Source organism: Pseudomonas sp. TE50-2, assembly GCF_040813665.1.
Taxonomy (GTDB): Bacteria; Pseudomonadota; Gammaproteobacteria; order Pseudomonadales; family Pseudomonadaceae; genus Aquipseudomonas; species Aquipseudomonas soli.
The window spans coordinates 3332275-3358703 of sequence record NZ_JBFNXN010000001.1 but is presented as its reverse complement, the minus strand read 5'-3'; the positions used below and the strand labels follow the sequence as shown (position 1 = coordinate 3358703).

Below are 26429 nucleotides of genomic sequence, written 5' to 3'. Positions count from 1 at the left end.
CACGAGTCGCCCAGCATGACCAGCCTCACCGCCACCTTCCGCCCGGCCTCCGGCCTGTCCAACCCTCACTTGCAGACGTTGTGGGGGCCGCTGTGGCGCAAACTCCCCGCACTTGAGCGCACCCGCGAACGCCTGTGGCTGGCCGACGGCGACTTCCTCGACCTCGACTGGCACGGCCCGCACCAGGCCGATGTGCCCTTGGTGCTGGTACTTCACGGCCTGACCGGGTCGTCCAATTCGCCGTATGTCAAAGGCCTGCAACTGGCCTTGCAGACACGCGGCTGGGCCAGTGTCGCGCTGAACTGGCGCGGCTGCTCGGGCGAACCCAACCTGTTGGCGCGCAGCTACCATTCAGGGGCCAGCGAAGACCTGGCCGAAACCATCCGTCACCTGCGGGCGCAGCGGCCGCTGGCACCGCTGTATGCCGTGGGCTACTCGCTGGGCGGCAATGTGCTGCTCAAGTACCTGGGGGAAAGCGGCGCGGCCAGCCAGCTGGAGGCAGCGGTGGCGGTGTCGGTGCCGTTTCGCCTGGACCAGTGCGCCGACCGTATCGGCCTGGGTTTCTCGAAGGTCTACCAGGCGCATTTCATGCGCGAGATGCTGGCCTACGTGCAGGACAAGCAACGGCACTTCCGCGACAAGGGCCATCATGAAGGGCTGGCCACCCTCGAAGGCCTGGGCTCGCTGCGCAACCTGCGCACGTTCTGGGACTTCGATGGCAAGGTGACCGCGCCCCTCAATGGCTTCAGCGATGCCCATGACTACTACCGGCGCGCCTCCAGCCGCTATTACCTGGGCGAGAACCGCACACCGACGCTGATCATCCACGCCAACGATGATCCGTTCGTGTTTGGCCACAGCCTGCCCGATGCCAGTGAGCTGGCGGCGCAGACGCAGTTCGAACTGCACAGCCGGGGTGGCCATGTGGGGTTTGTCGAGGGCAGCCTGCGCAATCCGGGGTATTACCTGGAACGAAGGATTCCACAGTGGCTGATGGAAGGGCGATAGGCCCCCATCCAGGAAGATGGTGAAAGAGGGGATTTGTGGGAGCGGGCTTGCCCTCGATAGCATCACCGGACCATCGCGGGGCAAGCCCGCTCCCACGAATTACTCGCCAGTGGCTATGCCGCGCTGTGGATCATTGATCCACTCACTCCACGACCCTGCATACAACCGCCCCAGCGGATATCCCGCCAGCGAAAGGGCAAACAGGTTGTGGCACGCCGTCACGCCAGAGCCGCAATAGGCCACCAGATCCTGCGGCCGCCGGTCGCCTAGTTTTTCGGCAAAACGCTGCTTCAGTTGGTCGCCCGGCAGGAACCGCCCGTCCGCGCCAAGGTTGTCGGTGAACGCCGCGCACTGGGCGCCAGGGATATGCCCGGCCACTGGGTCAATCGGCTCGACCTCACCACGGAAACGCGGCAGGCCACGAGCGTCGATCAAGGTCATCGCGGGGTCGTCCAGGCGCTTGGCGAGGTGGGCGGCATCGATCAACAGCGCCCTGTCCGGCTCACCGCTGAAATTGCCTTCGCGGCGTACCGGCGGGTCCAGGCTCAACGGCAGGTGAGCGGCGTGCCAGGCCTTCAGGCCGCCATCGAGAATGAACACCGCGTCGCGTTTGCCCAGCCAGGCCAGGAGCCACCAGGCACGGGCGGCAAAGGCGCCGGGGCCATCGTCGTAGAGCACCACCTGGCTGTCGTTGTCCACGCCCCACTCGCGCAGGCGCTCCACCAGCCGCTGCGGGTCGGGCAGTGGATGGCGGCCTGTGCTGCCTTTGAGCACCGGCCCGCTCAGGTCGCGTTCGAGATCGGCGAAGTGCGCCCCGGCAATATGCCCCTCGGCATAGCTGCGTTGACCGTAGTCGACATCTTCCAGGGCAAAGCGGCAGTCGAGGATCACCAGGCCGGGCGCATCCAGGCGTTCGGCCAGCTGTTGCGGGGTGATCAATTGCGCGAGGGGCATGACAATCTCCTGATGAATGGCTCGAAACCCCGGATCACTGCTCCAGGGCCTGGTTGAACGGAACATGGAACTCAGCGCACAACGCCTGCACCGCGGCACGCGCGGTCGGGGTGACATACCCCAGCTCCAGCACCACCACCTGATAGACGCCGCGCTTGAACGCTTCTTCACCCAGGTGCGCGGAATGCTCGCGGGTGGTGCTGAGAAAACGCACCCAGGAAGTCAGCACGATCCAGGCGTTGATGGTCAGCGACTCGACCTGCGCGGCGTCCATGTTCAGGATGCCGGCCTCGACGAAACCGCGGTAGATGGCCTGCCCCTGCTGCAGGCAGCGCTGCGAGAAACGCCGGTAGCGGGCCGCCAGTTCCGGGTCGCTGTCGAGCAGGTGCTCGAGGTCGCGGTGCAGGAAGCGGTAGTTCCACATCGCCGCCAGCAGCGCCTTGAGGTAGAAGCGCTTGTCTTCGACGGTGGCGCTGCGGCCCTGGGGCGGGCGCAGGAAACTGTCGACCAGTTCTTCGTACTGATTGAACAGCACGGCGATGATCGCCTGCTTGTTGGGGAAGTGGTAGTACAGGTTGCCGGGCGAGATTTCCATGTGCGCGGCAATGTGGTTGGTGCTGACGCAACGCTCGCCCTGCTGGTTGAACAGCTCCAGGCTGCTCTGCACGATGCGCTCTCGGGTCTTCATGCGCGGGGCCATGCTCAGCTCCAGTCTCCATCGTGTAATGATCGGACCCATCTTACGGCCTCCAGCCCGTCGGGTGCACCGCCGGCCAAGTGAAAAATGGTGCACCATGGTACCAATTAGAGTATATGCTCTATTCACTCGTCAGCCCCGGAGCTGCCATGACCTCGCCTGCCGTACTTCCCCCCGTGCAATCCGACCTCGACCTGCAAGCGACGTTCGACGCCCAGCGACAGGCGTTCGCCGGCAACCCGATGCCCCCGGCCACGCAACGCCGGCAGTGGTTGAAAAGCCTGCGCGAGGCGCTGCTGGCGGACCAGGAGGCCTTGATCACAAGCATCGATGCCGACTTCAGTGGCCGCAGCCGTGACGAAACCCTGCTCGCCGAACTGATGCCGTCGGTCATGGGCCTGCGCGATGCGGAGAAACAGCTGGGCCGCTGGATGCGCCCATCGCGGCGCAAGGTCGGCCTGGCCTTCCAACCAGCCAGCGCCCGGGTGCAATACCAGCCACTGGGCGTGGTGGGGATCATCGTGCCGTGGAACTACCCGCTGTTTCTCGCCATCGGTCCGCTGACCGGTGCCCTGGCCGCCGGCAACCGGGTGATGCTCAAGCTCAGCGAGTCGACCCCGGCCAGTGGCCAAGCCCTCAAGAACCTGCTCGAGCGCGTGTTCCCCAATGATCTGGTCAGCGTGGTGCTGGGCGAGGTTGAAGTCGGCCAGGCTTTTGCCCGCCTGCCCTTCGATCATCTGCTGTTCACCGGCGCCACCAGCGTCGGCCGCCATGTGATGCTGGCCGCCGCGCAGAACCTCACGCCGGTGACCCTGGAACTGGGCGGCAAGTCGCCGGCCATCGTCTCGGCCGACGTACCGCTGGACACCGCCGCCGAACGCATCGCCTTCGGCAAGACCCTCAACGCCGGCCAGACCTGCGTCGCCCCCGACTACGTGCTGGTGCCCCGCGAGCGCCTGGACGCCTTCGCCGAGGCCTACCGGCATGCCGTGCGTCGCCTCTATCCGCGGCTCGCTGGCAACCCCGACTACAGCGCGATCATCAACGAGCGCCAGCTTGGCCGCCTGAACCGGCTGCTGGACGATGCCCGTGAGCAGGGTGCCCAGGTGATCGACCTCTATCCCGACGAGCCGCGCCAGGGGCGCCGGTTGCCCCCACACCTGCTGCTGGACGTGAACGACAGCATGCAGGTGATGCAGGACGAGATTTTCGGTCCATTGCTGCCCGTGGTGCCCTACGACCGCCTGGACGACGCCCTCGCCTACATCAACCAGCGACCTCGCCCCCTGGCGCTCTACTACTTCGGCTATGACCGTGACGAGCAGGCCCGGGTGCTGCGCGACACCCACTCCGGCGGTGTCTGCCTGAATGACACCCTGCTGCATGTGGCCCAGGATGACCTGCCATTCGGCGGCATCGGTCCTTCGGGCATGGGCCACTACCACGGCCACGAAGGCTTCCTGACCTTCAGCAAGGCCAAGGCCGTGCTGGCCAAGCAACGCATCAATGCCGCCAAGGTGATCTATCCGCCCTATGGCAAGGCCTTGCAGCGCCTGGTCTACAAGCTGTTTATCCGCTGATGCAGCGCCGCGACCTGCTGCGCTTCGGCCTGGGCGCCAGCCTGTTTCTGGGGGCGGCAAGCCTGGTCGGGTGCAGCGAGCAGACGCCGTCGACGGGTTACCAGGCGCTGCGCAACGACGACCTGCCGTTGTTGCAGGCCCTGATCCCCGTCGTGCTGGCCGGCACCCAAGCCTCCACGGAGCAGGTGCTGCAAAGCCTCGACCACAAGCTGGCGGCACTGTCGCCTGCCATGCTCAAGCTGACCCGACAACTGTTCGACCTGCTCACCCTGCCCCTCACCCGCGGCCCGCTGACCGGGGTCTGGGGCAGCTGGGCAGAGGCCACCGACGCCGAAATTGAACGCTTCCTCGAACGCTGGCGCGACAGCTCGTTGAACCTGCTGCGCCAGGGCCACGCCTCGTTGCTGCAACTGCTGCTGATGGCCTGGTACGAACGCCCCGAAGCCTGGGCGGCGTGCGGCTACCCCGGCCCACCAAAGATCTGAACACCAGACAAGAGCACCGCCAAATGCCCGTCCCCGACCCATTCCGCCTAGGCCTCGAACGAGGCTGGATCACCCACGACGGCTCGCGCCTGGAACAGGACCTGACCCTCGCAGCCGACGTCGCCGTCATCGGCAGCGGCGCGGGCGGCGCCACCACCGCCGAACGGCTCAGCGCAGCCGGCTTGAAGGTGCTGCTGATCGAAGAGGGGCCGCTGAAGACCAGCAGCGACTTCCACCTGCTCGAGCACGAAGCCTACGCCGACCTCTACCAGGAGGGCCTGGGCCGTCTGAGCAAAGACGGCGCCATTACCATTCTGCAGGGCCGGGCGGTGGGCGGCACCACGCTGGTCAATTGGACATCGAGCTTTCGCACACCGCCACAGACCCTGGAACACTGGGCCCGCGAGCATGGGGTCAAGGACCTGGACAGCGACACCCTGAAGCCGTGGTTCGAGCGCATGGAGCAGCATCTGGGCATCAGCCCCTGGGCGATGCCGCCCAATGCCAACAACGACGTGTTGCGTCGCGGCTGCGAGGCGCTTGGTCACCGCTGGGCGGTGATTCCGCGCAACGTGCGCGGCTGCTGGAACCTGGGTTACTGCGGCATGGGCTGTCCGGTCAACGCCAAGCAGTCGATGCTGGTCACCAGCATCCCGGCCACCCTGGAGCACGGCGGCGAGCTGCTCTACCTGGCCCGTGCCGAGCGGTTCAGTCATGACGGCCAGCGCATCGAACATTTGCAATGCCAGGCCCTGGACGCCCGGGGTATTCAGCCCACAGGCCGCCAGATTCGCGTACGCGCCCGTCACTATGTACTTGCCGGCGGCGGTATCAACAGCCCGGCACTGCTGCTGCGCTCAGACGCGCCTGACCCGCACCAGCGCCTGGGCAAGCGCACCTTCCTGCACCTGGTCAACTTCAGCGCAGCACAGTTCGAAGCGAAGATCGACCCGTACTACGGGGCACCGCAATCGATCTACAGCGACCAGTTCCAGTGGCAGGACGGTGTCACCGGCCCGGTGGGCTACAAACTCGAAGTACCACCGTTGCACCCGGCCCTGGCCAGCACCCTGCTCGGCGGCCATGGCCAGGACAACGCCCAGCGCATGGCCGAACTGCCCCACACCCATGTGATGCTGGCGCTGCTGCGCGACGGCTTCCACCCCGACAGCCCCGGCGGCCAGGTGGAGCTGCGTGGCGATGGCTCACCAGTGCTCGACTACCCCGTCACCGACTACCTGCGCGATGGCCTGCGCCGAGCCTGGCACAGCATGGCGCAGATCCAGTTCGCCGCCGGTGCCCGCCAGGTGATGCCGGTGCATGGCGATGCGCGCTATGTCAGCGCCCCGGCACAAGCCCAGGCACTGATCGACGGCCTGCCCCTGGAGCTGCTGCGCATGCGCCTGGGCAGCGCCCACGTCATGGGCGGCTGCGCCCTGGGCGAGGATCCGCGTCAGGCCGTGTGCGACAGCCTGGGCCGGCATCACCAGCTGGAAAACCTGTCGATCCACGACGGTTCGCTGTTCCCCACCAGTATCGGCGCCAACCCGCAGCTGTCGGTCTACGCCCTGGCCGCCCTGCTCAGCGAAGCGCTGGTCGGCCGCCTGGCACGCGGCACATGACAGCCAATGGCCGCGCTGTCTATAGTGCCATCAGCCGGCCACGCGACTTGGCCGGGCGCAATCGCTGCGCTACCATCCGACTCCCCAACGCACTCCAGCCAGGATGACGCGATGAACCGAGTGTTGTACCCGGGTACTTTCGACCCCATTACCAAAGGCCATGGCGACCTGGTCGAGCGCGCCTCGCGCCTGTTCGACCATGTGATCATCGCCGTGGCGGCCAGCCCGAAGAAAAACCCCTTGTTCCCCCTGGAACAGCGGGTCGAGCTGGCCCGCGAGGTCACCAAGCACCTGCCCAATGTCGAAGTCATCGGCTTCTCCTCGCTGCTGGCGCATTTCGCCAAGGAAAAAGGCGCCAATGTGTTCCTGCGCGGCCTGCGTGCCGTGTCCGACTTCGAATACGAGTTCCAACTGGCCAACATGAACCGCCAGCTCGCGCCAGACGTCGAGAGCCTGTTCCTCACGCCGTCGGAGCGCTATTCGTTCATTTCCTCGACGCTGGTCCGGGAAATCGCCGCGTTGGGCGGTGATATCAGCAAGTTCGTGCACCCGGCCGTGGCCGACGCACTGACCGAGCGCTTCCGCAAGTAACCCTCGCGGTCACGATGTCGCGCCCGCGTGCACTGCGGGCGCGAATCCGGCACAATTGCGCCCATCGCTTTGAAACATGCCCGGGCCCGATGCCCAGGCCGGAGTCCCCATGTCCCTGATCATCACCGACGATTGCATCAACTGCGACGTCTGCGAACCCGAGTGCCCGAACGCCGCCATCTCGCAAGGCGAAGAGATCTACGTGATCGACCCGAACCTGTGCACCCAGTGCGTGGGCCACTACGACGAGCCACAGTGCCAGCAGGTTTGCCCGGTAGACTGCATCCCTCTGGATGAAGCCCACCCGGAAACCGAAGACGAGCTGATGGCCAAGTACCGCCGGATCACCGGCAAGGCCTGATGCCGTTCATCGCGGCGTTACAGCGCGCAGCCCTCGGCGCCTGCCTGGCCCTGCTGGCCTGCGCCGCCCAGGCGCAAGGCCCCGGGCGTGCGGCCATCGCCAGCCCGCACAGCGAGGCGACCTCGGCGGCGCAACAGATCCTGCAACAAGGCGGCAACGCCTTCGACGCCGCCGTGGCCATCAGCGCCACGCTGGCCGTGGTCGAGCCCTATGGCTCGGGCCTGGGTGGCGGCGGCTTCTTCCTGTTGCGCGAAAGCGGCGCCACGCCACGGTATACCTTCCTCGATGCGCGCGAACGCGCTCCGGTCGCGGCCAGTGCGGACATGTACCTGAAGGACGGCAAGGTGCAGCCCGGCCTGTCGATCAACGGGCCGCTGGCCGCCGCAATCCCCGGCCTGCCCCAGGCCCTGGCCGACCTCGCCAGCACCCACGGCAAGCTGCCGCTCAAGGACAGCCTGGCCCCGGCCATCCGCCTGGCCAACCAGGGCTTCGCCGTCGACCGCATCTATCGCGATCGCGCCACCATGCGCCTGAGTGCCCTGCGCGACGATGCCGAAAGCGCACGGCTGTTCCTCAGTGGCAATGAAGTACCAGCCCTGGGCACGGTGATCCGCCAACCCGAATTGGCCGCCACCCTGCAAGCCATGGCCGAGCAGGGCCGCGACGGCTTCTACCGTGGCCCGATGGCCCGCCGCCTGGTCGAAGGCGTGCGCCAGGCCGGCGGTATCTGGACCCTCGACGACCTCGCCGGCTACCGTACGGCGTGGCGTGAACCGCTGCGTTATCCACTGGCCGACCAGCGTGAACTGATCAGCAGCCCGCCGCCTTCGGCCGGCGGCGTGGCCCTGGCACAAAGCCTGGCCATGCTGCAGCGCCTGCCCTGGCAGAGCGCCGAGCCCGTGCAACGCAGCCACTATGTCATCGAAGTACTGCGCCGCGCCTACCGCGACCGCGGCCTGCTCGGCGATCCGGACTATGTGAGCAACCCGATCAACCGGCTACTGGCGCGTCATTACCTGACAGGGCTGGCCGACAGTATCGATGTCCACCAGGCCACCCCCAGCAGCGCGCTGCCGCCCTCACCCGCCTGGCGTGAAGGCGACCACACCACCCATTTCGCGGTGATCGATGGCGACGGCAACGCCGTGTCCGCCACGCTGTCGGTCAACCTGCCGTTTGGCGCGGCGTTCAGCGTGCCGGGGACCGGGGTGGTGCTGAACAACGAGATGGACGATTTCGCCGCCGACCCTGGCGGCAGCAACAGCTATGGCCTGGCCGGCAGCCAGGCCAATGCGGTGGCGGCGGGCAAGCGCCCCTTGTCGAGCATGAGCCCGACCTTCATCGAAAGCCCCAGCCAGCTCGCCACTTTCGGCACGCCGGGCGGCAGCCGCATACCCAGCATGGTGCTGCTGTCGGTGCTGGGGTTCCTCGAGGGCCGACCGGTGGCCGAGTGGCCGGCGACACCACGCTATCACCACCAGTACCTGCCGGACGTGGTGGAGCATGAGCCGGGGACGTTCAGTGAGCGGCAGAAGGCCGAGCTTGAAGGGCGTGGGTATCGGTTGAAGGATGTCGGGCGCCAGTACGGCAATCAGCAGGTGCTTTATTGGGACAGGGCTGGCGGGACTGTGGAGGCGGCCAGTGATCCGCGGGGCGTGGGGCGGGCGGCGATCGTCGACTGATCCGCTCTCGCCTGTACCGGCCCTATCGCCGGCAAGCCGGCTCCCACAGGGGTCGCGCATGTTTTCAACTTGTGGGAGCCGGCTTGCCGGCGATGGGCCACAACGCGGCCTCGGAACTCAACGCTGGCATTTCGGGCAGAACACGCTCGCCCGCTGGCCCAGCTTCACTTCGCGCAGCTCGGTGCCGCACAGTTTGCATGGCTGCCCACGACGCCCATACACGAAAAGCTCCTGCTGGAAGTAGCCCGGCTGGCCATCGCCACCGATGAAGTCACGCAAGGTGGTCCCGCCCTGTTCGATGGCCGCCGCCAACACTCGTTTGATCTCGATCGCCAGCTTCAGATAGCGCGCCCGCGAAATCCCGCCAGCTTCGCGGCGCGGATCGATCCCGGCCGCGAACAAGGCTTCGGTGGCGTAGATGTTGCCCACGCCAACCACCACCGCGTTGTCCATGATGAACGGCTTGACTGCCATCGATCGCCCCCGGGACAACTGGAACAGGCGCTCACCGTCGAACAGGTCGGTCAGCGGCTCAGGCCCCAGGCGAATCAGCAGCTCATGGTTGAGCGGATCGAGGCTCCACAGCATCGCCCCGAATCGGCGCGGATCGGTGTAACGCAGCATCAGCCCCGACTCGAGCTCGATATCCACATGTTCGTGCCTGGCCGCCGGCAAGCCCAGCTCGACCAGGCGCAGGTTGCCCGACATGCCCAGGTGGCTGATCAGGGTGCCGACCTCGGCGTTGATCAACAGGTACTTGGCGCGGCGCTCGACACTGACGATGCGCTGCCCCGACAGGCGCACGTCCAGGTCTTCCGGGATCGGCCAGCGCAGGCGCCGGTCACGCACCACCACGCGAGTGACCCGCTGGCCTTGCAGATGGGGCGCGATACCGCGCCGCGTGGTCTCGACCTCTGGCAGCTCCGGCATGGCTCAGTGCCCGCCCATTTCGCGGATGTTCTGCTTGAGCTGCTCGAAGTCGTATTCGGTCAGGCCGATGTAGTCCAGCACCAGCGGCCCCACCATGTTCCACTCGTGATCGACGCTCTGGTTGCCCAGCACACGGTACGAAGCGCAGATGTGCTCGGACATCTTCAGTACCGCCAGCAGGTTCTTCAGCTGGGTCTGGGTGTTGCGCGAGGATTCGTCGCGGAACACCGCCAGGGCGTTGTGGTGGTTGGCGATGGCCGCACTGATGTGCTCGGGCAGACGCCAGGACTTGGCGGTGAAGTAGCCGACCACCGAATGGTTGGTGTTGAACACGCGGTTCTCGGTGTCCACCACGCGGACCTCGTCATTGGCCTTGGCGTAGGATTCCTCCAGCACTTCCATGTAGTTGGGGAAGCGCTTGTGCATCAGCGGCACGCCGCAATCGTGGAACAGGCCCAGGGTGTAGGCCTCGTCCACCGCCTGGATACCGGTGCGCTTGGCCAGGGTCAGGCAGGTCATGGCCACGTCCTGGGCGGTGTCCCAGAACGGGTTGAGGGTGACGATGGTCTCGTCGCTCATCTCGCCCCTGATCGATTGCGCGTTGATCAGGTTGATGATCGAACGGCTACCCAGCAGGTTTACCGCGCGCTGGATCGAGCCGATCTTGTTCGCCAGGCCGAACTGCGCCGAGTTGACCAGTTTGAGCAGGGCGCCGGACAGGCCCGGGTCCTGCGCGATCAGCTTGGCGATGGTCTCCAGGTCCGGGTCGGGCATGTACTGCTCGAACTGCAGGTCGACCATGATCTGCGGCTGTGGAGGGATGGTGATGCCCTGCAGGGCTTGCTGGATCTGTTCGGCGGTGAGTTCCTGGGACATTCGTGCATTCTCGCTGGGGACGGGGGATTCTAACCCTGTACGCCGGCAGGGTGACTATCAGTGAATCGTTGGATCCAAGAATTTCTTTAGCCGTGGGCGCGGACCAGTTGGTCGCACCCACCAGCGAACCTGGGGCCAACACGGTATACTCCCGCTCTTTTTTCCCGGAGCGACGTCATGTCCCTGCCCAGCCTTCGCCTCAAAGCCAATGCCGATCGCCGCCTGCGCGCCGGCCACCTGTGGGTCTACAGCAATGAAGTCGATGTTGCCGCGACCCCGCTGCAAGGCCTGAAGGCCGGCCAGCAGGCCATCCTCGAAGCCGCCAACGGCAAGCCGCTGGGCGTGGTGGCCATGAGCCCGAACAACCTGATCTGCGCCCGCCTGCTGTCGCGCGATGCCAAGCTGCCGCTGGACAAGTCGCTGCTGGTGCACCGCCTGAACGTGGCCCTGTCGCTGCGCGAGCGCCTGTTCGACAAGCCATGCTACCGCCTGGTGTATGGCGACTCCGACCTGCTGCCGGGCCTGGTGGTCGACCGTTTCTTCGACATCCTCGTGGTCCAGTTGGCCTCGGCCACCATGGAAGCGCACAAGGACGAGGTGATCGCCGCGCTGGTGCAGGTGCTCAAGCCCAGCGGCATCCTGTTCAAGAACGATTCCGCCGCCCGCGACGCCGAAGGCCTGGAACGTTATGTCGAGACCGTCTACGGCGAAGTGCCGGACTGGGTCGCGCTGGAAGAGAACGGCGTCAAGTTCGAAGCCCCGGTACGTGAAGGCCAGAAGACCGGCTGGTTCTACGACCACCGCATGAACCGCGCCCGCCTGGCCCCCTATGTCAAAGGCAAGCGCGTGCTCGACCTGTTCAGCTACATCGGCGGCTGGGGCGTGCAGGCCGGCGCGTTCGGCGCCAGCGAAGTATTCTGCGTGGACGCCTCGGGCTTCGCCCTGGATGGCGTCGAGCGCAATGCCGCGCTCAACGGCATCGGCGAGAAGCTGACCTGCATCGAAGGCGATGTGTTCGAAGCCCTGCGCGAGCTGAAAGCCGCCGAAGAGCGCTTCGACGTGATCATCGCCGACCCGCCCGCCTTCATCAAACGCAAGAAAGACCTGAAGAACGGCGAGGCCGCCTACCGCCGCCTCAACGAACAGGCCATGCGCATGCTCACCAAGGACGGCATCCTGGTCAGCGCCTCGTGCTCGATGCACCTGCCCGAGGACGACCTGCACAACATCCTGCTGACCAGCGCCCGCCACCTGGACCGCAACCTGCAACTGCTCGAGCGCGGCGGCCAGGGCCCAGACCACCCTGTGCACCCGGCCATCGCCGAGACACGCTACATCAAGAGCATCACCTGCCGCTTGCTGCCCAACAGCTAAGCGTTACCGGCTTCCACAGGTTTCGCGCTGCGCGGCACCTGTGGAAGCCTGCTTGCCCCAGGCTTGACCCGCTCCAGGCGTCATGACGGCAGCGCCAGCCGTCGATCCTCTCTGGGACAGCGCTCGAACCGTGCCCGATAACAGCGGGTGAAGTACGACGCCGATTCGAATCCGCACGCGACCCCCACCTCCAGCACGCTCATGTCGGTCTGGCGCAGCAACTGCCGGGCCTTGTCCAGCCTCAGCCGCAGATAGAAGCCACTGGGCGTATCATCCAGGTGCAGGCGAAACAGCCGCTCCAGCTGCCGCCGGGTCACCTGCACGCCATCGGCCAGCACCTGAGTGTTGAGTGGCAGCTCGGTATTGCGCTCCATCTCGCCGATCACCTTCACCAGCTTCTTGTTGCGCAACCCATAGCGCGTGGCGATTTCCATGCGCTGGTGATCCTGGCGCGGGCGGATGCGCCCGAGCACGAACTGCTCGGACACCTGCACCGCCAGTTCGCTGCCGTGGGCCTGGGCGATCAAGTCGAGCATCAGGTCGATGGAGGCCGTGCCGCCGGCGCAGGTGATGCGTCGGCGGTCGATCTCGAACAGCTCCTGGGTCGCCTGCAGACGTGGATAACGTTCCTTGAACGCCTCCAGTGCTTCCCAATGCAGGGTGGCCCGGTGACCATCGAGCAGGCCGGCCTCGGCCAGTACCATCGCGCCCGTGTCGATCCCGCCCAGCACCACGCCCTCGTGGTCGAGACGACGCAGCATGTGCTGCAACTTCAACCCATAGCACGCCAGTGGCTCGAAACCGGCCACCAGCAACAGCAGGCGCCCGGGTTCACCCTCCCCCAGCGCACCGTCGGCATTCACCGACATGCCATTGCTGGCCTGCACCGCACCGCCGTCCAGGCTGAGCACACGCCAACGGTACAGCGGGCCACGAAAGCGGTTGGCCACGCGCAGCGGCTCGATGGCGCTGATGAAGCCCATGGCGGAGAAGCCTGGCAGCAACAGGAAGTCTATGGTTTGCGGCATCGCGGGCTCCGCGGCAAAGGTGGTCGCCTCCGTGCAAGTGTTGGTCGCCAGGGTGCGATTTTCCACCCTGCTGCCAGCGTAGCGTGTTCTCACGGCCCGCAGAGGCCGGATCCGATAACAATACGCACTGCCGATGGAGAGCCACCATGCATCGCTTTATCCGCCGCAGCCTGTTGTCCCTCGCGCTCAGCACTACCGTAGCTACTCCGCTTTTCGCCGCCGAACCCGCCGCCTGCAAGGATGTGCGCCTGGGCGTGGTCAACTGGACCGATGTGATCGCCACCAGCGCCATGGCCCAGGTGCTGCTCGACGGCCTGGGCTACCAGACCAAGCAGACCAGCGCCTCGCAGCAGATCATCTTCGCTGGCATCCGCGACAAGCGCCTGGACATGTTCCTCGGGTACTGGAACCCGATCATGACCCAGACCATCACCCCGTTCGTCCAGGCCGGCCAGGTGAAGGTGCTCGACAAGCCCAGCCTGGAAGATGCCCGCGCCACCCTCGCCGTGCCGAAATACCTGGCCGACAAGGGCCTGAAGACGTTTGCCGACATCCACAAGTTCCACAAGGAGCTGGGCGGCAAGCTCTACGGCATCGAGCCCGGTTCCGGCGCCAATACCCAGATCAAGGCGATGATCAGCAAGAACCAGTTCGACCTCGGCAAGTTCCAGTTGGTCGAGTCCAGCGAGGCCGGCATGCTCGCCGCCGTCGACCGCGCCGTGCGGCGCAATGAGGCGGTGGTGTTCTTCGGCTGGGCACCGCACCCGATGAACGTGAACATCGACATGGTCTACCTCGGCGACAGCCAGGACGCCCTCGGCCCGGACGAGGGCCGCGCCACGGTGTGGACGGTGACCGCGCCGGACTATGCCCAGCGCTGCCCCAACGCCCATCGCCTGCTGGCCAACCTCAGCTTCAGCGCCGAGGACGAGAGCCGGATGATGCAGCCGCTGCTCGACCACAAGGACGCGCTGGAATCCGCGCGCCAGTGGCTCAAGGACCACCCCGAGGACAAGGCCCGCTGGCTTGACGGGGTGACCACCTTCGACGGCAAACCGGCCGCGGACAACCTCAAGCTCACCGCCAACTGACACCGCCTCATCGCTGGCAAGCCAGCTCCCACAGGACGTCCACACGGCCAGGGTTCATCGCCAACCCTGTGGGAGCCGGCTTGCCGGCGATAGGGCCAGCAAAGACACCACGAGGAACTGATCAATGAACCACGACGTCATCATCACCTGCGCCCTCACCGGTGCCGGCGACACGGTCGCCAAGAGCCACCTGGTCCCGGTCACGCCGAAACAGATCGCCGAGGCCGCCGTCGAAGCCGCCAAGGCCGGCGCCACGGTGGTCCACTGCCACGTCCGCGACCCGCAGACCGGCCGTTTCAGCCGCGACGTCAACCTCTACCGCGAGGTGATGGAACGCATCCGCGAGGCTGACGTGGACATCATCGTCAACCTCACCGCAGGCATGGGCGGCGACCTGGAGATCGGTCCCGGCGAATCGCCCATGGAGTTCGGCCCGGGCACCGACCTGATCGGCCCGCTGGAGCGCCTGGCCCATGTCGAAGCGCTGCTGCCGGAGATCTGCACCCTGGACTGCGGCACCCTCAACTTCGGTGATGGCAACGCCATCTATGTCTCTACCCCCGCCCAACTGCGTGCCGGCGCCAAGCGCATCACTGAGCTAGGCGTGAAGGCGGAGCTGGAGATCTTCGACACCGGCCACCTGTGGTTCGCCAAACAGATGATCAAGGAAGGCCTGCTGCAAGACCCGCTGTTCCAGCTGTGCCTGGGCATCCCATGGGGCGCCCCGGCCGACACCACCACCATGAAGGCCATGGTCGACAACCTGCCTGCCGACGTTACCTGGGCCGGTTTCGGCATTGGTCGCATGCAGATGCCGATGGCAGCCCAGGCGGTGCTGCTTGGCGGCAACGTGCGGGTCGGGCTGGAAGACAACCTGTACCTGGACCGTGGCGTGCTGGCCAGCAACGGCCAGCTGGTCGAGCGGGCCGCCGAGATCATCACCCGCATGGGTGGCCGTGTGCTCACCCCGGCCGAAGGCCGGGAAAAGATGAACCTCAAGCGTCGCTAATATCCCCGCAGGAGCCAGATATGCCTTTCATCACCGACATCAAGACTTTCGCCGCGCTGGGTAGCGGCGTGATCGGCAGCGGCTGGGTCGCCCGCGCCCTGGCCCACGGCCTCGACGTGGTTGCCTGGGACCCGGCCCCTGGTGCCGAGGCCACGCTGCGCAAGCGCATCGCCAACGCCTGGCCGGCGCTGCAAAAACAAGGCTTGGCACCCGGCGCATCGCAGGATCGCCTGACGTTCGTGGCCACCATCGAGGAATGCGTGGGCGATGCCGACTTCATCCAGGAAAGCGCCCCCGAACGTCTGGACCTCAAGCTCGACCTGCACGCGAAGATCAGCGCCGCCGCCAAGCCCGACGCAATCATCGGCTCCAGCACCTCGGGCCTGCTGCCCAGCGAGTTCTACGAGTCGGCGACCCACCCCGAACGCTGCGTGGTGGGGCACCCGTTCAACCCGGTCTACCTGCTGCCACTGGTGGAAATCGTCGGCGGTCGCAAGACCAGCCCTGAAGCCATCGAAGCTGCGAAAAGCATCTACACCAGCCTGGGCATGCGCCCGCTGCATGTGCGCAAGGAGGTCCCCGGTTTTATCGCTGATCGACTGCTCGAAGCGCTGTGGCGCGAAGCCCTGCACCTGGTCAACGACGGTGTCGCCAGCACCGGCGAGATCGACGACGCGATTCGCTTTGGCGCCGGGCTGCGCTGGTCGTTCATGGGTACGTTCCTCACCTACACTCTGGCTGGAGGCGATGCCGGCATGCGCCACTTCATGGCCCAGTTCGGCCCGGCGCTGAAGCTGCCCTGGACGTATCTGCCAGCGCCGGATCTGACGGACAAGCTGATTGACGATGTGGTGGAAGGTACCTCGGAGCAATTGGGCGAACGCAGCATCGCCGCGCTGGAGCGCTACCGTGACGACACGCTGCTGGCTGTTCTGGAGGCGGTGAAGAACAGCAAGGCCAGCCATGGCATGGCCTTCGGGGACTAGGAGAAAAGACGATGCCCGCACTGATTACCTACCGCACCGCGGTACTGCCGGACTGGGTCGACTACAACGGCCACCTGCGCGATGCCTATTACCTGCTGATCTTCAGCTATGCCACCGATGCGTTGATGGAGCGCATCGGCCTGGATGCGGACGCACGGGGCCAGAGCGGGCATTCGTTGTTCACCCTGGAGGCACACATCAACTACCTGCATGAGGTGAAACTCGATACCGAGGTGTGGGTGCAGACGCAGATCATCGGCTTCGACAGGAAGCGGCTGCACCTGTATCACACCTTGCATCGCGACGGGTCAGATGTGGCGCTGGCGGCCAGTGAGCAGATGTTGCTGCATGTGAACTTGGCGGGCCCCACGTCGACACCCTTCAGTAACCACAGCTCGGCACTGTTGCATGAGCTGAAGGGCACGCAACAGGATTTGGCACGACCAGCGTTGGCAGGGCGGATCATTCGACTACCGGGATAGGCTTTCAAACGGTGAAAACAGCGCTGCAGCCCTGGGACACCTACCGATTCCCAGGGCCCCAAGCTAAAGCCATTGCCGGGGTGAAAACTTCCTGACTATGGATAGAATGCCTCGATGACCGACGCTCGCTCGGTCAAACGACGAACTTCATTGTTGCGGTCATGGGTGCCGAGTGGGTTTTCCTCCCATGTATTACCAGGGTCTGAATAATACAAAATGTACTTGCAACTATCGTCAGACCTGCAATTTTCTTTATCATATCCAATCGATGGATAGTCATTGCCCTTATACTTGAACATAAAACCATGCTGATACGTAGGATCGAACTCAGGATCACCCGGGCTCCACCCATGCTCTATCCCTAACAAGTGACCAAACTGATGGGTGAAGCCCACCGGATTCAATAGATTAAATACATAATACGCCGTTTGCTTTCTGGCATTTTGATAAGATACGCCTTTCGAATAGACAGTAACAGCCCCGATTATTACCACGTCTGCCCCAAATTTCTCACGCGCTTGTGCGACTTCTTCTGTTCCCGCACTCTCGGCGAATCGAAAGTCTCTGAGAATATCCTTCCCCGAGTGGCCAATATCATCCCTTGCGCTTGAACTCATAACCTGAACGATCTGATAAGCGAAAGGAATCGCGTAAACTTGATTTATACTGTTGAGATACTCCAACTCATCAATCATAATACTCATAGCAGGCGGATTCTTGATAAAACCGCCTGAAAAGGTGTTCACAAGAAGCACCTTGATAACTGATTGCCCGTCAGCGTGCGAGGATTTGGCACTCACCGCCGAGGCGATTTTCGCATCAACCACTTCATCCTCTACCACAAGGCAAGGCAACTCTTTTTCTAAAGCGACCTCCATGAAGGCATGCTGGCCGTTTCCTACATCTTCTAGCAGATAAAGTTTACCGTCGACGACCATCTTGCCACGAAGCGAATCACCACGGCGAGCCAAGAAAATAAAATTGGTGGGATCGAATTCAGCACCCGAGGCGCTGGAAAAACTGGCTTTACGATCAGACAACTTGTAACCAAACCAATAGGCCGCTGGCCGAACACCCTCCCCAACACTGTCCTGGCTGTCGAACTGCGGTAGCGCCGGAGTTTTGTACTCATAACGTTGGAATTCCAACACCTGCTCTCCCAAGGGCACGGACAACCGCAGGCTGTTCTCGTTCACGACCGATGGATGGGCCACTATTAACTGTATTTGTTCACCTTCAGAATTATCAAGCAGCACCTTCAGGTGATACTTACCGCTTGCCTGAAGTTGCTCCAGTGCCTCTCGCTCCATCGGCAGACCCCGCTCGGCTAGACGAGGTGCATTCGACGCGACCGCGCAGCCATGCAACAGCAACGACAACATAATGGCCAAACATTTTTTCAGATAGTTTGATAGTGAATCATCCATGACATGGACTCTCAGCTGGAAGAGAGTTCATTAAGCGGTACGAAATTGCAGGTCAGCAACTGGCAAAAATATCAGGTGAGTAAAAAAGCCCCGGAAAGCCGTGAGCATCCGGGGCTAAAAGCAAGTAGCATCCACTGTGCATGAAGTGAGGGTGACCAAACCCTCGTGCCGTGAATGACTTAAGTGTGGTGCCTTCCCTCCCTGCCGATTTAGCCGTAAACGACCTGTTCTTAGCCAATGCGGCCATCGCGGCATTCTGTTCTTGCCCCCTGCTCGCGCTGACCACAGAATCAATGGCAGACAACATCGGCGAAGGATTGACAGTCATGATGCATGCAGACTTGATCGACCAGGACGACCTGCTGGGTCAACTGCGCTCGCGGGGTTTCGACATTCCGGCAGGCGCCAGTGCCGAGCAGGCCTGCGAGGTGGTGGTGCGGGGGCTGACCGAGCCCAATGCGCGGGCGCTCAAGGGCATGGTCGAGCAGATGTACACCGGCAGCGCGACGATCCTGCCAGCGGTGCGCCAGGCCATCGACAAGCAGCTGTTACCGGCGTTGGCGCAGTACAACACGCGCGCTTGAGGGCATCGGAAAAAGTGGGCGCGAGATTTGTGGGAGTGGGCTTGCCCCGCGATTGAACCATCGCCGGGCAAGCCCGCTTGTATGGTTAGACTTGAAGGGGTGGTGGGACTAAATGCCCGATTCTGACTGTTCGCATCAGTACAGACCGTGGGAGACATCGCCCCACCCCTTCCACCAAAGCGCCGATAAAGAATGCATCGTTTGCAAGCGACGATAGAAGCAAGCCAGCGCCTCTTGGTGAAACCCCTTCAAGCCAAAAAACCATAACGTGAGGAAGCGCCCATGGCAATGCAGGTTGGCAAGCTGATCGTGGGTGCGGATGTCGCGAAAGCTGAACTGGTGATTCATCACGATGATCGCGATGAGGTCATCAGGCTGAAAAACGCCAAACTCGAAATCAAAAGATGGCTGAAACAGCAGCCTCTCAACACGGCTATTGCTGTTGAGGCGACTAATGTTTATCACCTCGATCTGGTTGAACTGGCTCACAGCCTAGGCTTCGAGGTGTATGTCATTGATGGGTTCCAGCTGAGCAACTACCGGAAAAGCGTGGGTGGACGAGTGAAAACGGATCCTTCTGATGCTCGGCTGCTGTCCCGGTTTTTGAAAAACGAGGGGGAAGACCTTCGCCCTTGGACTCCTCCTCCCGCCGTCTACGGCAAGCTACAGAGCCTTCTTCGACGCAGATCGGCCTTGGTGACTGCTCGCACTGCAATGATGCAGAGCTGGGCTAATGAAGCCTTGTTGAAAGTCGCCTTCAAAACCTTTGTAAAATCCATAGACAGGCTGGATCTACTGATCCAAAAAAAGATTAAGGAAGTGCTGCGAGAAGCTGGCCTGCACGAACAAGTTGCCCGCTGCCAAGCGATAGAGGGCATTGGTTTTCTCACCGCTACGGCATTGGTGATGGCCTTTATGCGGGGCGAGTTCAAAAGCAGTGACTCGTACATTGCATTCCTGGGAATGGATCTACGAGTCAGTGATTCAGGACAGAAAAATGGACGCCGCCGCCTGACGAAAAGAGGCTGCTCGGAGATCAGGCGTCTATTGCATAACGCCGCCATGGCGGCGAGCCGATCGGCTGCTTGGAAAGACGTCTACGAACAATATCGGAAAGCGGGTAAAGCAACGACACAGGCGCTGGTAATCCTGGCTAGAAAGCTTGCACGAGTGGCATTCGCCCTGATGAAAAACCAGGACGAATATGTCACTAAAGGCGGAAAACTGGCTTGCTGCAAACCATAGAATCTCCCACAAGCTCGTCAAATCCGCCCGCGTCTAGAGGCGCACGCTGGCAAAGGTCGACTCATTGCGCGCCTGGCTCAGCGCCGCCATCGGCCCACTGTGGGGCGACAGCGCCATTGCCTGCGGGATCGGCATCATTGCCACCTGCTGGGTGGTGTTCGAGCCCACCCGCTCGTCACGCGGCGGAATGCCGAAGTATTCGCGATAGCACTTGGAGAAGTGCGGCGTGGAGACGAACCCGCACACCGATGCCACCTCGATGATCGACATCGGCGTCTGCTTGAGCAGTTGCCGGGCGCGGATCAGCCGCAGCTTGAGGTAGTAGCGCGACGGCGAGCAGTGCAGGTACTTCTGGAACAGGCGCTCGAGCTGGCGCCGCGACACCGCCACATAGACTGCCAGCTCGTCGAGGTCGATCGGCTCCTCTAGGTTGGCCTCCATCAACGCGACGATTTCCTGCAGCTTCGGTTGGTTGGTGCCAAGCATATGCTTGAGCGGCACGCGCTGGTGATCCTGCTCGTTGCGGATGCGCTCGTAGACGAACATCTCGGAGATCGCCGCCGACAGCTCGCGGCCGTGGTCGCGGCTGATCAGGTGCAGCATCATGTCCAACGGCGCGGTGCCGCCAGAGCTGGTGAAGCGGTTACGGTCGAGGGTGAACAGGCGGGTGCTCATGTTCACCCGCGGGTAGGCTTCCTGCATCGCCGCCAGGCATTCCCAGTGCACGCTGCAATCGAAGCCGTCAAGCAGGCCGGCGCAGGCCAGCGCCCAACTGCCGGTGCACACCGCGCCAAGGCGGCGTGACTGACGGGCCTGGGCTTGCAGCCAGGTGACGTGCTCACGTGTGACGGTGCGCTGGATGCCGACGCCACCGCAGACGATCACGGTGTCGATCGGTGGGGCACTGTGCATGGCCGCGTCGGGAGTGATCTGCAGGCCGTCGCTGGCCCAGACCTGCCCACCATCGACAGTCAGTGTATGCCAGCGGTACAACTCGCGACCGGACAGCTGGTTGGCCATGCGCAGCGGCTCGACCGCCGACGCCAGGGAAATGAGGGTGAAGTTGTCCAGCAGGAGAAAGCCGATGGACTGGGGTGCTGTGCGGTTCTGGGTTGGGGTCCCGGAGGTGTACGACGTCATCGCGATTTCTCCTCACACAATGCAGGGTGTGCCTCAGGCGAGCACTGTTCTTGTAATGGCCCCGTTTCGTATGCAGGGGCTTTGCCAATCTCAACGCAAATGGCATGCCTGAATTTGAACGCCCATCCAATAAAACCCAAAAGCGACGTCGGCATGCGCCTTCCAGCGGCCTGGGTGATGAGCGTCAGGTCAAACGCAAACAGGCGCGCCAGCGCCTCTGCGCGTCACCCCTGAGCAATTCGGTAGCACTTGTGGGAAGGTTGCCCAGATGCGACAGACTTAAGTGTCACCGACAACCAACCTGCTGGTAACGACAGGCGACGGCCGGTAGATGACAACCGTTGCGCCAGAATGTGGCGCATCGGTCACGTGTGGGCCAGAACGGCGCATCAGCACTCGATGACGCTGACCGCCAGCCCCCCACGGGAGGTTTCCTTGTACTTGTCGTGCATGTCGGCGCCGGTGTCGCGCATGGTGCGGATCACCTGGTCCAACGAGATGAAGTGTTCGCCATCACCGCGCAAGGCCATCTGCACGGCATTGATCGCCTTCACCGCGGCGATGGCGTTGCGCTCGATGCACGGGACCTGCACCAGGCCACCGACCGGGTCGCAGGTCAGGCCGAGGTTGTGCTCCAGGGCGATCTCGGCGGCGTTCTCCAACTGCGCCGGGGTGGCGCCCAGCACGTCGGCCAAGCCTGCGGCAGCCATGGCGCAGGCCGAACCGACCTCGCCCTGGCAACCAACCTCGGCGCCGGAGATCGAGGCGTTCTTCTTGCACAGGATGCCCACGGCAGCCGCGCCGAGGAAGAAGTCCACAACGTTGGACTCATCCACCGCATCGGAGAAACGCATGTAGTAGTGCAACACCGCCGGGATGATGCCCGCCGCGCCGTTGGTGGGCGCGGTGACCATGCGCCCGCCGGCGGCGTTCTCTTCGTTGACGGCCAGGGCGAACAGGTTGACCCACTCCATGGCGCTCATGGTCGAGCCGATCACGTTGGGCTTGCCCAGCTCCTGCAGGCTGCGGTGCAGGCGGGCGGCGCGGCGACGCACATTGAGCCCGCCGGGCAGGATGCCTTCATGTTTGAGGCCGTTGTTCACACACTCCTGCATGGCTTGCCAGAGCTTGAGCAGGCCGGCGCGGATCTCGGCTTCGCTGCGCCAGACCTTTTCGTTCTCCAGCATCAATTGCGACACGCGCAGGTCGTTTTGCTTGCACAGGCGCAGCAGTTCGGCGGCGCTGTCGAAGTCGTAGGGCAGCACGGTCTGGTCGGCGTCCAGCACGCCGCTGGCGGCCTGGGCGGCATCGACCACGAAACCGCCGCCCACCGAGTAGTAGGTGTCGCGGTGCAGCTCGCCCGCCTCGCCTTCGGCAATCAGGGTCATGGCATTGGGGTGGTACGGCAGGTTCTCGTCCAGCAGCAGCATGTCGCGGGCCCAGACGAACTCGATGGGCAGGCGATTGTCGAGCTTGAGCACGTTGGTTTCGCGCAGGTCGGCGATGCGTGGGGTGATCTGGTTGGGGTCGATCGCGTCCGGCCATTCGCCCATCAGGCCCATGATCGTGGCGTTGTCGGTGCCGTGGCCGACGCCGGTGGCCGACAGCGAGCCATACAGCCTCACTTCGATACGCCGCACCTGCTCCAGCTCGCCGCGCTCACGCAGCCCCTGGACGAACAGCGCACCGGCGCGCATGGGGCCGACGGTGTGCGAGCTGGAAGGCCCGACACCGATCTTGAACAGGTCGAACACGCTGATGGCCATTGTCGAATCACCTCTTGCTGGGCTTGTCTCTGCGCGCCAGGCGCAGGGCGGAGCAACTGCTAGGCTGAAACAGTCGAGCCGCCTTGAATGCTCGCATCATCGGGCTTTTGCCCAGCCCTTCGCCGTCTGCAACCGACGTACTTTTGTCCAGCAGCGCCGCCGCTGCACGGGCCTTTCGTGCGCCGTTTTCCAGCGGCGGGACGACGCAAAAACCGAGGTATGGGGGTGGAAAAATCCAGTTGCGACATCGTCCGTACTGGATACGACCCGTCCTGTACTGGATACGACGCCACCAGTAGGCGATTGCCGAACGCTGGAGGATTATCGAAAGCGACTCGTATTGCACGGCCTCGCATCCTGCCCTCTGCAGGCCTGGTCGACCGGAGCCCTGAGAACGCCCGGCGGCCCACGCGAACCCGAAGATAAAATCACAGGAGTCCATCCATGAAAGGTTCACCCAAGCTGTTGCTGGTCGCGTTGCTGTCCGCTCCGCTGCTGGCCCAGGCCGCCGAACCCGAGCAGTGTCAAACGGTGCGTTTCTCCGATGTCGGCTGGACCGACATCACGGTCACCACCGCGACCACCAGCGTCGTGCTCGAAGCCCTGGGCTACAAGACCCACACCACCATGATCTCGGTACCGGTGACCTACAAGTCGCTGGCCACCGGCAAGGACCTGGACGTGTTTCTCGGCAACTGGATGCCGACCATGGAGAACGACATCAAGCAGTACCGCGATGCCGGCACCGTCGAGACCGTGCGCGCCAACCTGGAAAACGCCAAGTACACCCTGGCCGTGCCCCAGGCCTTGTATGACAAGGGCCTGAAGGACTTCTCGGACATCCCGAAGTTCAAGAAGGAACTGGACGGCAAGATCTACGGCATCGAACCAGGTAACGACGGCAACCGCACCATCCAGAGCATGATCGACAAGAATGCCTTCGGCCTGAAGGACGCCGGCTTCAAGATCGTGCAGTCCAGCGAGGCCGGCATGCTGTCGCAGGTCGACCGGGCGCAGAAACGCGACGAGGCGGTGGTGTTCCTGGGCTGGGAACCGCACCCGATGAACACCCGCTTCAAGATGCAGTACCTGACCGGCGGGGACGAGTTCTTCGGTCCCGACTTCGGCAAGGCCACCGTGCTGACCAACACCCGCAAGGGCTACGCACAGGAATGCGGCAACGTTGGCCAGCTGTTGAAGAACCTGTCGTTCGAGCTCAAGGATGAAAGCACCATGATGGGCTATGTCCTGGACGACAAGATGAAGCCCGAGGCGGCCGCGAAAAAATGGCTGAAGGACAACCCCGGCAAGCTCGACGCCTGGCTCGCCGGCGTGACCACCGTGGACGGCAAACCCGGCCTTGAGGCGGCCAAGGCCAAACTGACGCAATAACGCAAGACGCCATGGCAACACCGCGGGGTGGGACCGTGCCCACCCCGGACTGATTTCAATCTTTGCAGGTGGAAGCTCGCTATCATGCTTATCGATCAGAAAATACCCCTGGGGCAGTACATCGCCTCATTCGTCGAATGGTTGACCCAGAATGGCGCCAGCTACTTCGACGCCATCGCCGCAGGCCTGGAATTCATGATCCATGGGGTCACCAGCGCCCTGACCTGGTTCAACCCGTTCGTGCTAATCGCCCTGTTCGCCGGCCTCGCGCACCTGATCCAGCGCAAATGGGCGCTCACCGTCTTCGTCGCCCTGTCGTTCCTGCTGATCCTCAACCTGGGCTACTGGCAGGAGACCATGGAAACCCTGGCGCAGGTCACCTTCGCCACGGTGGTCTGCGTGGTCATCGGCGTGCCGCTGGGCATCGCCGCCGCGCATAAACCGATGTTCTACACCGCCATGCGCCCGGTGCTGGACCTGATGCAGACCGTGCCCACCTTCGTCTACCTGATCCCGACACTGACCCTGTTCGGCCTGGGCGTGGTGCCAGGACTCATATCCACCGTGGTGTTCGCCATCGCCGCGCCCATCCGCCTGACTTATCTGGGCATCTGCGACGTGCCGCAGGAGCTGATGGACGCCGGCAAGGCCTTCGGCTGCTCGCGCCGCCAGTTGCTGACCCGCATCGAACTGCCGCACGCCATGCCGAGCATCGCCGCCGGGGTGACGCAATGCATCATGCTGTCGCTGTCGATGGTGGTGATCGCCGCCCTGGTCGGTGCCGACGGCCTGGGCAAACCCGTGGTCAACGCACTGAACACCGCCGATATCTCCCTGGGCTTCGAAGCGGGCCTGGCCATCGTGCTGCTGGCGATCATGCTCGACCGTATCTGCAAGCAACCGGAGCTGCCGGTAAGGGGTGAGGCATGAGCATCATTCGTTTCGAAGACGTCGACGTCATCTTCTCCAGCAAGCCGCGCGAGGCGCTGGCCCTGCTCGACCAGGGCAAGACCCGTGAGCAGATCCTCAAGCAGACGGGCCTGGTGGTCGGCGTCGAAAAGGCCAACCTGGACATCAACAAGGGCGAGATCTGCGTGCTCATGGGGCTGTCCGGCTCGGGCAAGTCCAGCCTGCTGCGCTGCATCAATGGCCTCAACACCGTGAGCCGCGGCAAACTGTTCGTCGAGCACGAAGGCAAGCACATCGATATCGCCCACTGCACCCCGGCAGAGCTGAAAATGATGCGCACCAAGCGCATCGCCATGGTGTTCCAGAAGTTCGCCCTGATGCCCTGGCTGACGGTGCGCGAGAACATCAGCTTCGGCCTGGAAATGCAGGGCCGGCCGGAGAAGGAACGGCGCAAGCTGGTGGATGAAAAGCTCGAGCTGGTGGGCCTGACCCAGTGGCGCAACAAGAAACCGGACGAACTCTCCGGTGGCATGCAGCAGCGCGTGGGCCTGGCCCGGGCGCTGGCGATGGACGCTGACATCCTGCTGATGGACGAGCCGTTCTCGGCCCTCGACCCGCTGATCCGCCAGGGCCTGCAGGACGAATTGCTGGCCCTGCAGAGCAAGCTGAGCAAGACCATCGTGTTCGTCAGCCACGACCTGGACGAGGCGCTGAAACTGGGCAGTCGCATCGCCATCATGAAGGACGGGCGCATCATCCAGTACAGCAAGCCAGAAGAGATCGTGCTCAACCCAGCCGACGAATACGTGCGCACCTTCGTCGCCCATACCAACCCGCTCAACGTGCTGTGCGGCCGCAGCCTGATGCGCAGCCTGGACAATTGCCGGCGGGTCAACGGTTCGGTGTGCCTGGACCCTGGCATCGACTCATGGCTGGACCTTGGCGAAGGCGGCTCGCTCAAGCGCGCACGCCAGGGCCAGAATGGCCTGGACATGCAGAACTGGGCGCCGGGGCAGGATGTCGGCTTGCTGGAACGCAGGCCGACCGTGGTGCACGCCGATATCGGCATGCGCGAGGCGCTGCAGATTCGTTATCAGACCGGCAACAAGCTGGTGCTGCAGGATAACGACAAGGTGGTGGGGATACTCGGGGATACCGAGTTGTATCACGCGTTGCTCGGCAAGAATCACGGGTGATTCAATTGGGGCCG

At 63.6% G+C, this 26429-nt stretch carries 25 protein-coding genes; 17 read left to right on the top strand and 8 right to left on the bottom strand.

From position 1 onward, the window contains the following. The first annotated feature begins 15 nt into the window (after nt 1-15). Nucleotides 16-1008 (top strand): hydrolase, encoded by a 993-nt coding sequence (locus AAHK21_RS15380; protein WP_367857687.1) that lies wholly within the window; start codon nt 16-18, stop codon nt 1006-1008. A gap of 99 nt (nt 1009-1107) precedes the next feature. On the opposite strand, the gene AAHK21_RS15375 is transcribed toward AAHK21_RS15380, so the two are convergent. Together AAHK21_RS15375 and AAHK21_RS15370 are read right to left on the bottom strand one after the other, a co-directional pair. Beyond that, nucleotides 1108-1962: a sulfurtransferase gene (locus AAHK21_RS15375; protein WP_367857686.1), complete on the bottom strand. Its 855-nt coding sequence runs from the start codon at nt 1960-1962 to the stop codon at nt 1108-1110. Between the two features lie 34 nt (nt 1963-1996). Further along, a complete protein-coding gene (locus AAHK21_RS15370; protein WP_046853819.1) occupies nt 1997-2662 on the bottom strand; it encodes a TetR/AcrR family transcriptional regulator in 666 nt (221 codons plus the stop codon). 146 nt (nt 2663-2808) lie between these two features. Here AAHK21_RS15370 and AAHK21_RS15365 point away from each other — a divergent pair, with 146 nt between their 5' ends. From AAHK21_RS15365 to ggt, 6 genes are all read left to right on the top strand, one after another. Then, nucleotides 2809-4239: a coniferyl aldehyde dehydrogenase gene (locus AAHK21_RS15365; protein WP_367857685.1), complete on the top strand. Its 1431-nt coding sequence runs from the start codon at nt 2809-2811 to the stop codon at nt 4237-4239. Beyond that, nucleotides 4239-4724, top strand: coding sequence for a twin-arginine translocation pathway signal protein (locus tag AAHK21_RS15360; protein ID WP_367857684.1), 486 nt, complete (start codon nt 4239-4241; stop codon nt 4722-4724). The genes AAHK21_RS15365 and AAHK21_RS15360 overlap by 1 nt, the downstream gene beginning before the upstream one ends. Nucleotides 4725-4747: 23 nt before the next feature. Continuing rightward, nucleotides 4748-6346, top strand: a complete 1599-nt coding sequence (locus tag AAHK21_RS15355; RefSeq protein ID WP_367857683.1) for a GMC family oxidoreductase N-terminal domain-containing protein — start codon at nt 4748-4750, stop codon at nt 6344-6346. A 111-nt stretch (nt 6347-6457) separates the two neighbouring features. After that, nucleotides 6458-6937 carry a pantetheine-phosphate adenylyltransferase gene (coaD, locus tag AAHK21_RS15350; RefSeq protein WP_023631729.1) on the top strand — a complete coding sequence of 160 codons (480 nt, stop codon included), beginning with the start codon at nt 6458-6460 and terminating at the stop codon, nt 6935-6937. Between the two features lie 109 nt (nt 6938-7046). After that, nucleotides 7047-7298, top strand: a complete 252-nt coding sequence (locus AAHK21_RS15345) for a YfhL family 4Fe-4S dicluster ferredoxin (protein WP_011531711.1) — start codon at nt 7047-7049, stop codon at nt 7296-7298. Next, entirely contained in the window at nt 7298-8980 is a 1683-nt protein-coding gene (ggt, locus tag AAHK21_RS15340) for a gamma-glutamyltransferase (protein WP_367857682.1), read from the top strand. Before AAHK21_RS15345 ends, ggt begins: the two co-directional genes overlap by 1 nt. Before the next feature lie 117 nt (nt 8981-9097). Here ggt and mutM read toward each other — a convergent pair whose 3' ends face one another. Both mutM and AAHK21_RS15330 read right to left on the bottom strand, forming a co-directional pair. Beyond that, nucleotides 9098-9910, bottom strand: a complete 813-nt coding sequence (gene mutM / locus AAHK21_RS15335; protein WP_367857681.1) for a bifunctional DNA-formamidopyrimidine glycosylase/DNA-(apurinic or apyrimidinic site) lyase — start codon at nt 9908-9910, stop codon at nt 9098-9100. Nucleotides 9911-9913: 3 nt separating this feature from the next. Beyond that, complete coding sequence (locus AAHK21_RS15330; RefSeq protein ID WP_172670915.1) at nt 9914-10732, bottom strand: HDOD domain-containing protein; 819 nt, start codon at nt 10730-10732, stop codon at nt 9914-9916. 231 nt (nt 10733-10963) lie between these two features. Between AAHK21_RS15330 and AAHK21_RS15325 the strand changes: the two genes are divergently transcribed. After that, nucleotides 10964-12160, top strand: coding sequence for a class I SAM-dependent rRNA methyltransferase (locus AAHK21_RS15325; protein ID WP_046853814.1), 1197 nt, complete (start codon nt 10964-10966; stop codon nt 12158-12160). Nucleotides 12161-12240: 80 nt separating this feature from the next. Here AAHK21_RS15325 and AAHK21_RS15320 read toward each other — a convergent pair whose 3' ends face one another. After that, a complete protein-coding gene (locus AAHK21_RS15320) occupies nt 12241-13188 on the bottom strand; it encodes a GlxA family transcriptional regulator (protein ID WP_367857680.1) in 948 nt (315 codons plus the stop codon). Between the two features lie 146 nt (nt 13189-13334). Between AAHK21_RS15320 and choX the strand changes: the two genes are divergently transcribed. From choX to AAHK21_RS15300, 4 genes are all read left to right on the top strand, one after another. After that, nucleotides 13335-14279: a choline ABC transporter substrate-binding protein gene (choX, locus tag AAHK21_RS15315; protein WP_367857679.1), complete on the top strand. Its 945-nt coding sequence runs from the start codon at nt 13335-13337 to the stop codon at nt 14277-14279. Nucleotides 14280-14403: 124 nt separating this feature from the next. Further along, nucleotides 14404-15288, top strand: coding sequence for a 3-keto-5-aminohexanoate cleavage protein (locus AAHK21_RS15310; RefSeq protein ID WP_367857678.1), 885 nt, complete (start codon nt 14404-14406; stop codon nt 15286-15288). Nucleotides 15289-15308: 20 nt separating this feature from the next. Continuing rightward, entirely contained in the window at nt 15309-16274 is a 966-nt protein-coding gene (locus AAHK21_RS15305) for an L-carnitine dehydrogenase (RefSeq protein WP_367857677.1), read from the top strand. An 11-nt stretch (nt 16275-16285) separates the two neighbouring features. Further along, a complete protein-coding gene (locus AAHK21_RS15300) occupies nt 16286-16756 on the top strand; it encodes a thioesterase family protein (RefSeq protein WP_367857676.1) in 471 nt (156 codons plus the stop codon). Between the two features lie 95 nt (nt 16757-16851). On the opposite strand, the gene AAHK21_RS15295 is transcribed toward AAHK21_RS15300, so the two are convergent. Beyond that, nucleotides 16852-18183, bottom strand: a complete 1332-nt coding sequence (locus AAHK21_RS15295) for a hypothetical protein (RefSeq protein ID WP_367857675.1) — start codon at nt 18181-18183, stop codon at nt 16852-16854. A gap of 326 nt (nt 18184-18509) precedes the next feature. Between AAHK21_RS15295 and AAHK21_RS15290 the strand changes: the two genes are divergently transcribed. Continuing rightward, nucleotides 18510-18767, top strand: coding sequence for a hypothetical protein (locus AAHK21_RS15290; RefSeq protein ID WP_031315015.1), 258 nt, complete (start codon nt 18510-18512; stop codon nt 18765-18767). Nucleotides 18768-19049: 282 nt separating this feature from the next. Then, nucleotides 19050-20012: an IS110 family transposase gene (locus AAHK21_RS15285; protein WP_367856008.1), complete on the top strand. Its 963-nt coding sequence runs from the start codon at nt 19050-19052 to the stop codon at nt 20010-20012. Nucleotides 20013-20045: 33 nt separating this feature from the next. On the opposite strand, the gene AAHK21_RS15280 is transcribed toward AAHK21_RS15285, so the two are convergent. Continuing rightward, on the bottom strand, nt 20046-21152 hold the full coding sequence (locus AAHK21_RS15280; RefSeq protein WP_028688457.1) for a GlxA family transcriptional regulator: 1107 nt from the start codon (nt 21150-21152) through the stop codon (nt 20046-20048). Between the two features lie 389 nt (nt 21153-21541). Beyond that, complete coding sequence (locus AAHK21_RS15275; protein ID WP_367857674.1) at nt 21542-22918, bottom strand: L-serine ammonia-lyase; 1377 nt, start codon at nt 22916-22918, stop codon at nt 21542-21544. Nucleotides 22919-23362: 444 nt separating this feature from the next. Between AAHK21_RS15275 and AAHK21_RS15270 the strand changes: the two genes are divergently transcribed. From AAHK21_RS15270 to choV, 3 genes are all read left to right on the top strand, one after another. Beyond that, nucleotides 23363-24310: a choline ABC transporter substrate-binding protein gene (locus AAHK21_RS15270; protein WP_367857673.1), complete on the top strand. Its 948-nt coding sequence runs from the start codon at nt 23363-23365 to the stop codon at nt 24308-24310. Nucleotides 24311-24391: 81 nt separating this feature from the next. Then, complete coding sequence (choW, locus tag AAHK21_RS15265; protein ID WP_172670914.1) at nt 24392-25240, top strand: choline ABC transporter permease subunit; 849 nt, start codon at nt 24392-24394, stop codon at nt 25238-25240. Further along, nucleotides 25237-26415 (top strand): choline ABC transporter ATP-binding protein, encoded by a 1179-nt coding sequence (choV, locus tag AAHK21_RS15260; RefSeq protein ID WP_023629857.1) that lies wholly within the window; start codon nt 25237-25239, stop codon nt 26413-26415. The genes choW and choV overlap by 4 nt, the downstream gene beginning before the upstream one ends. Nucleotides 26416-26429: the final 14 nt, after the last annotated feature.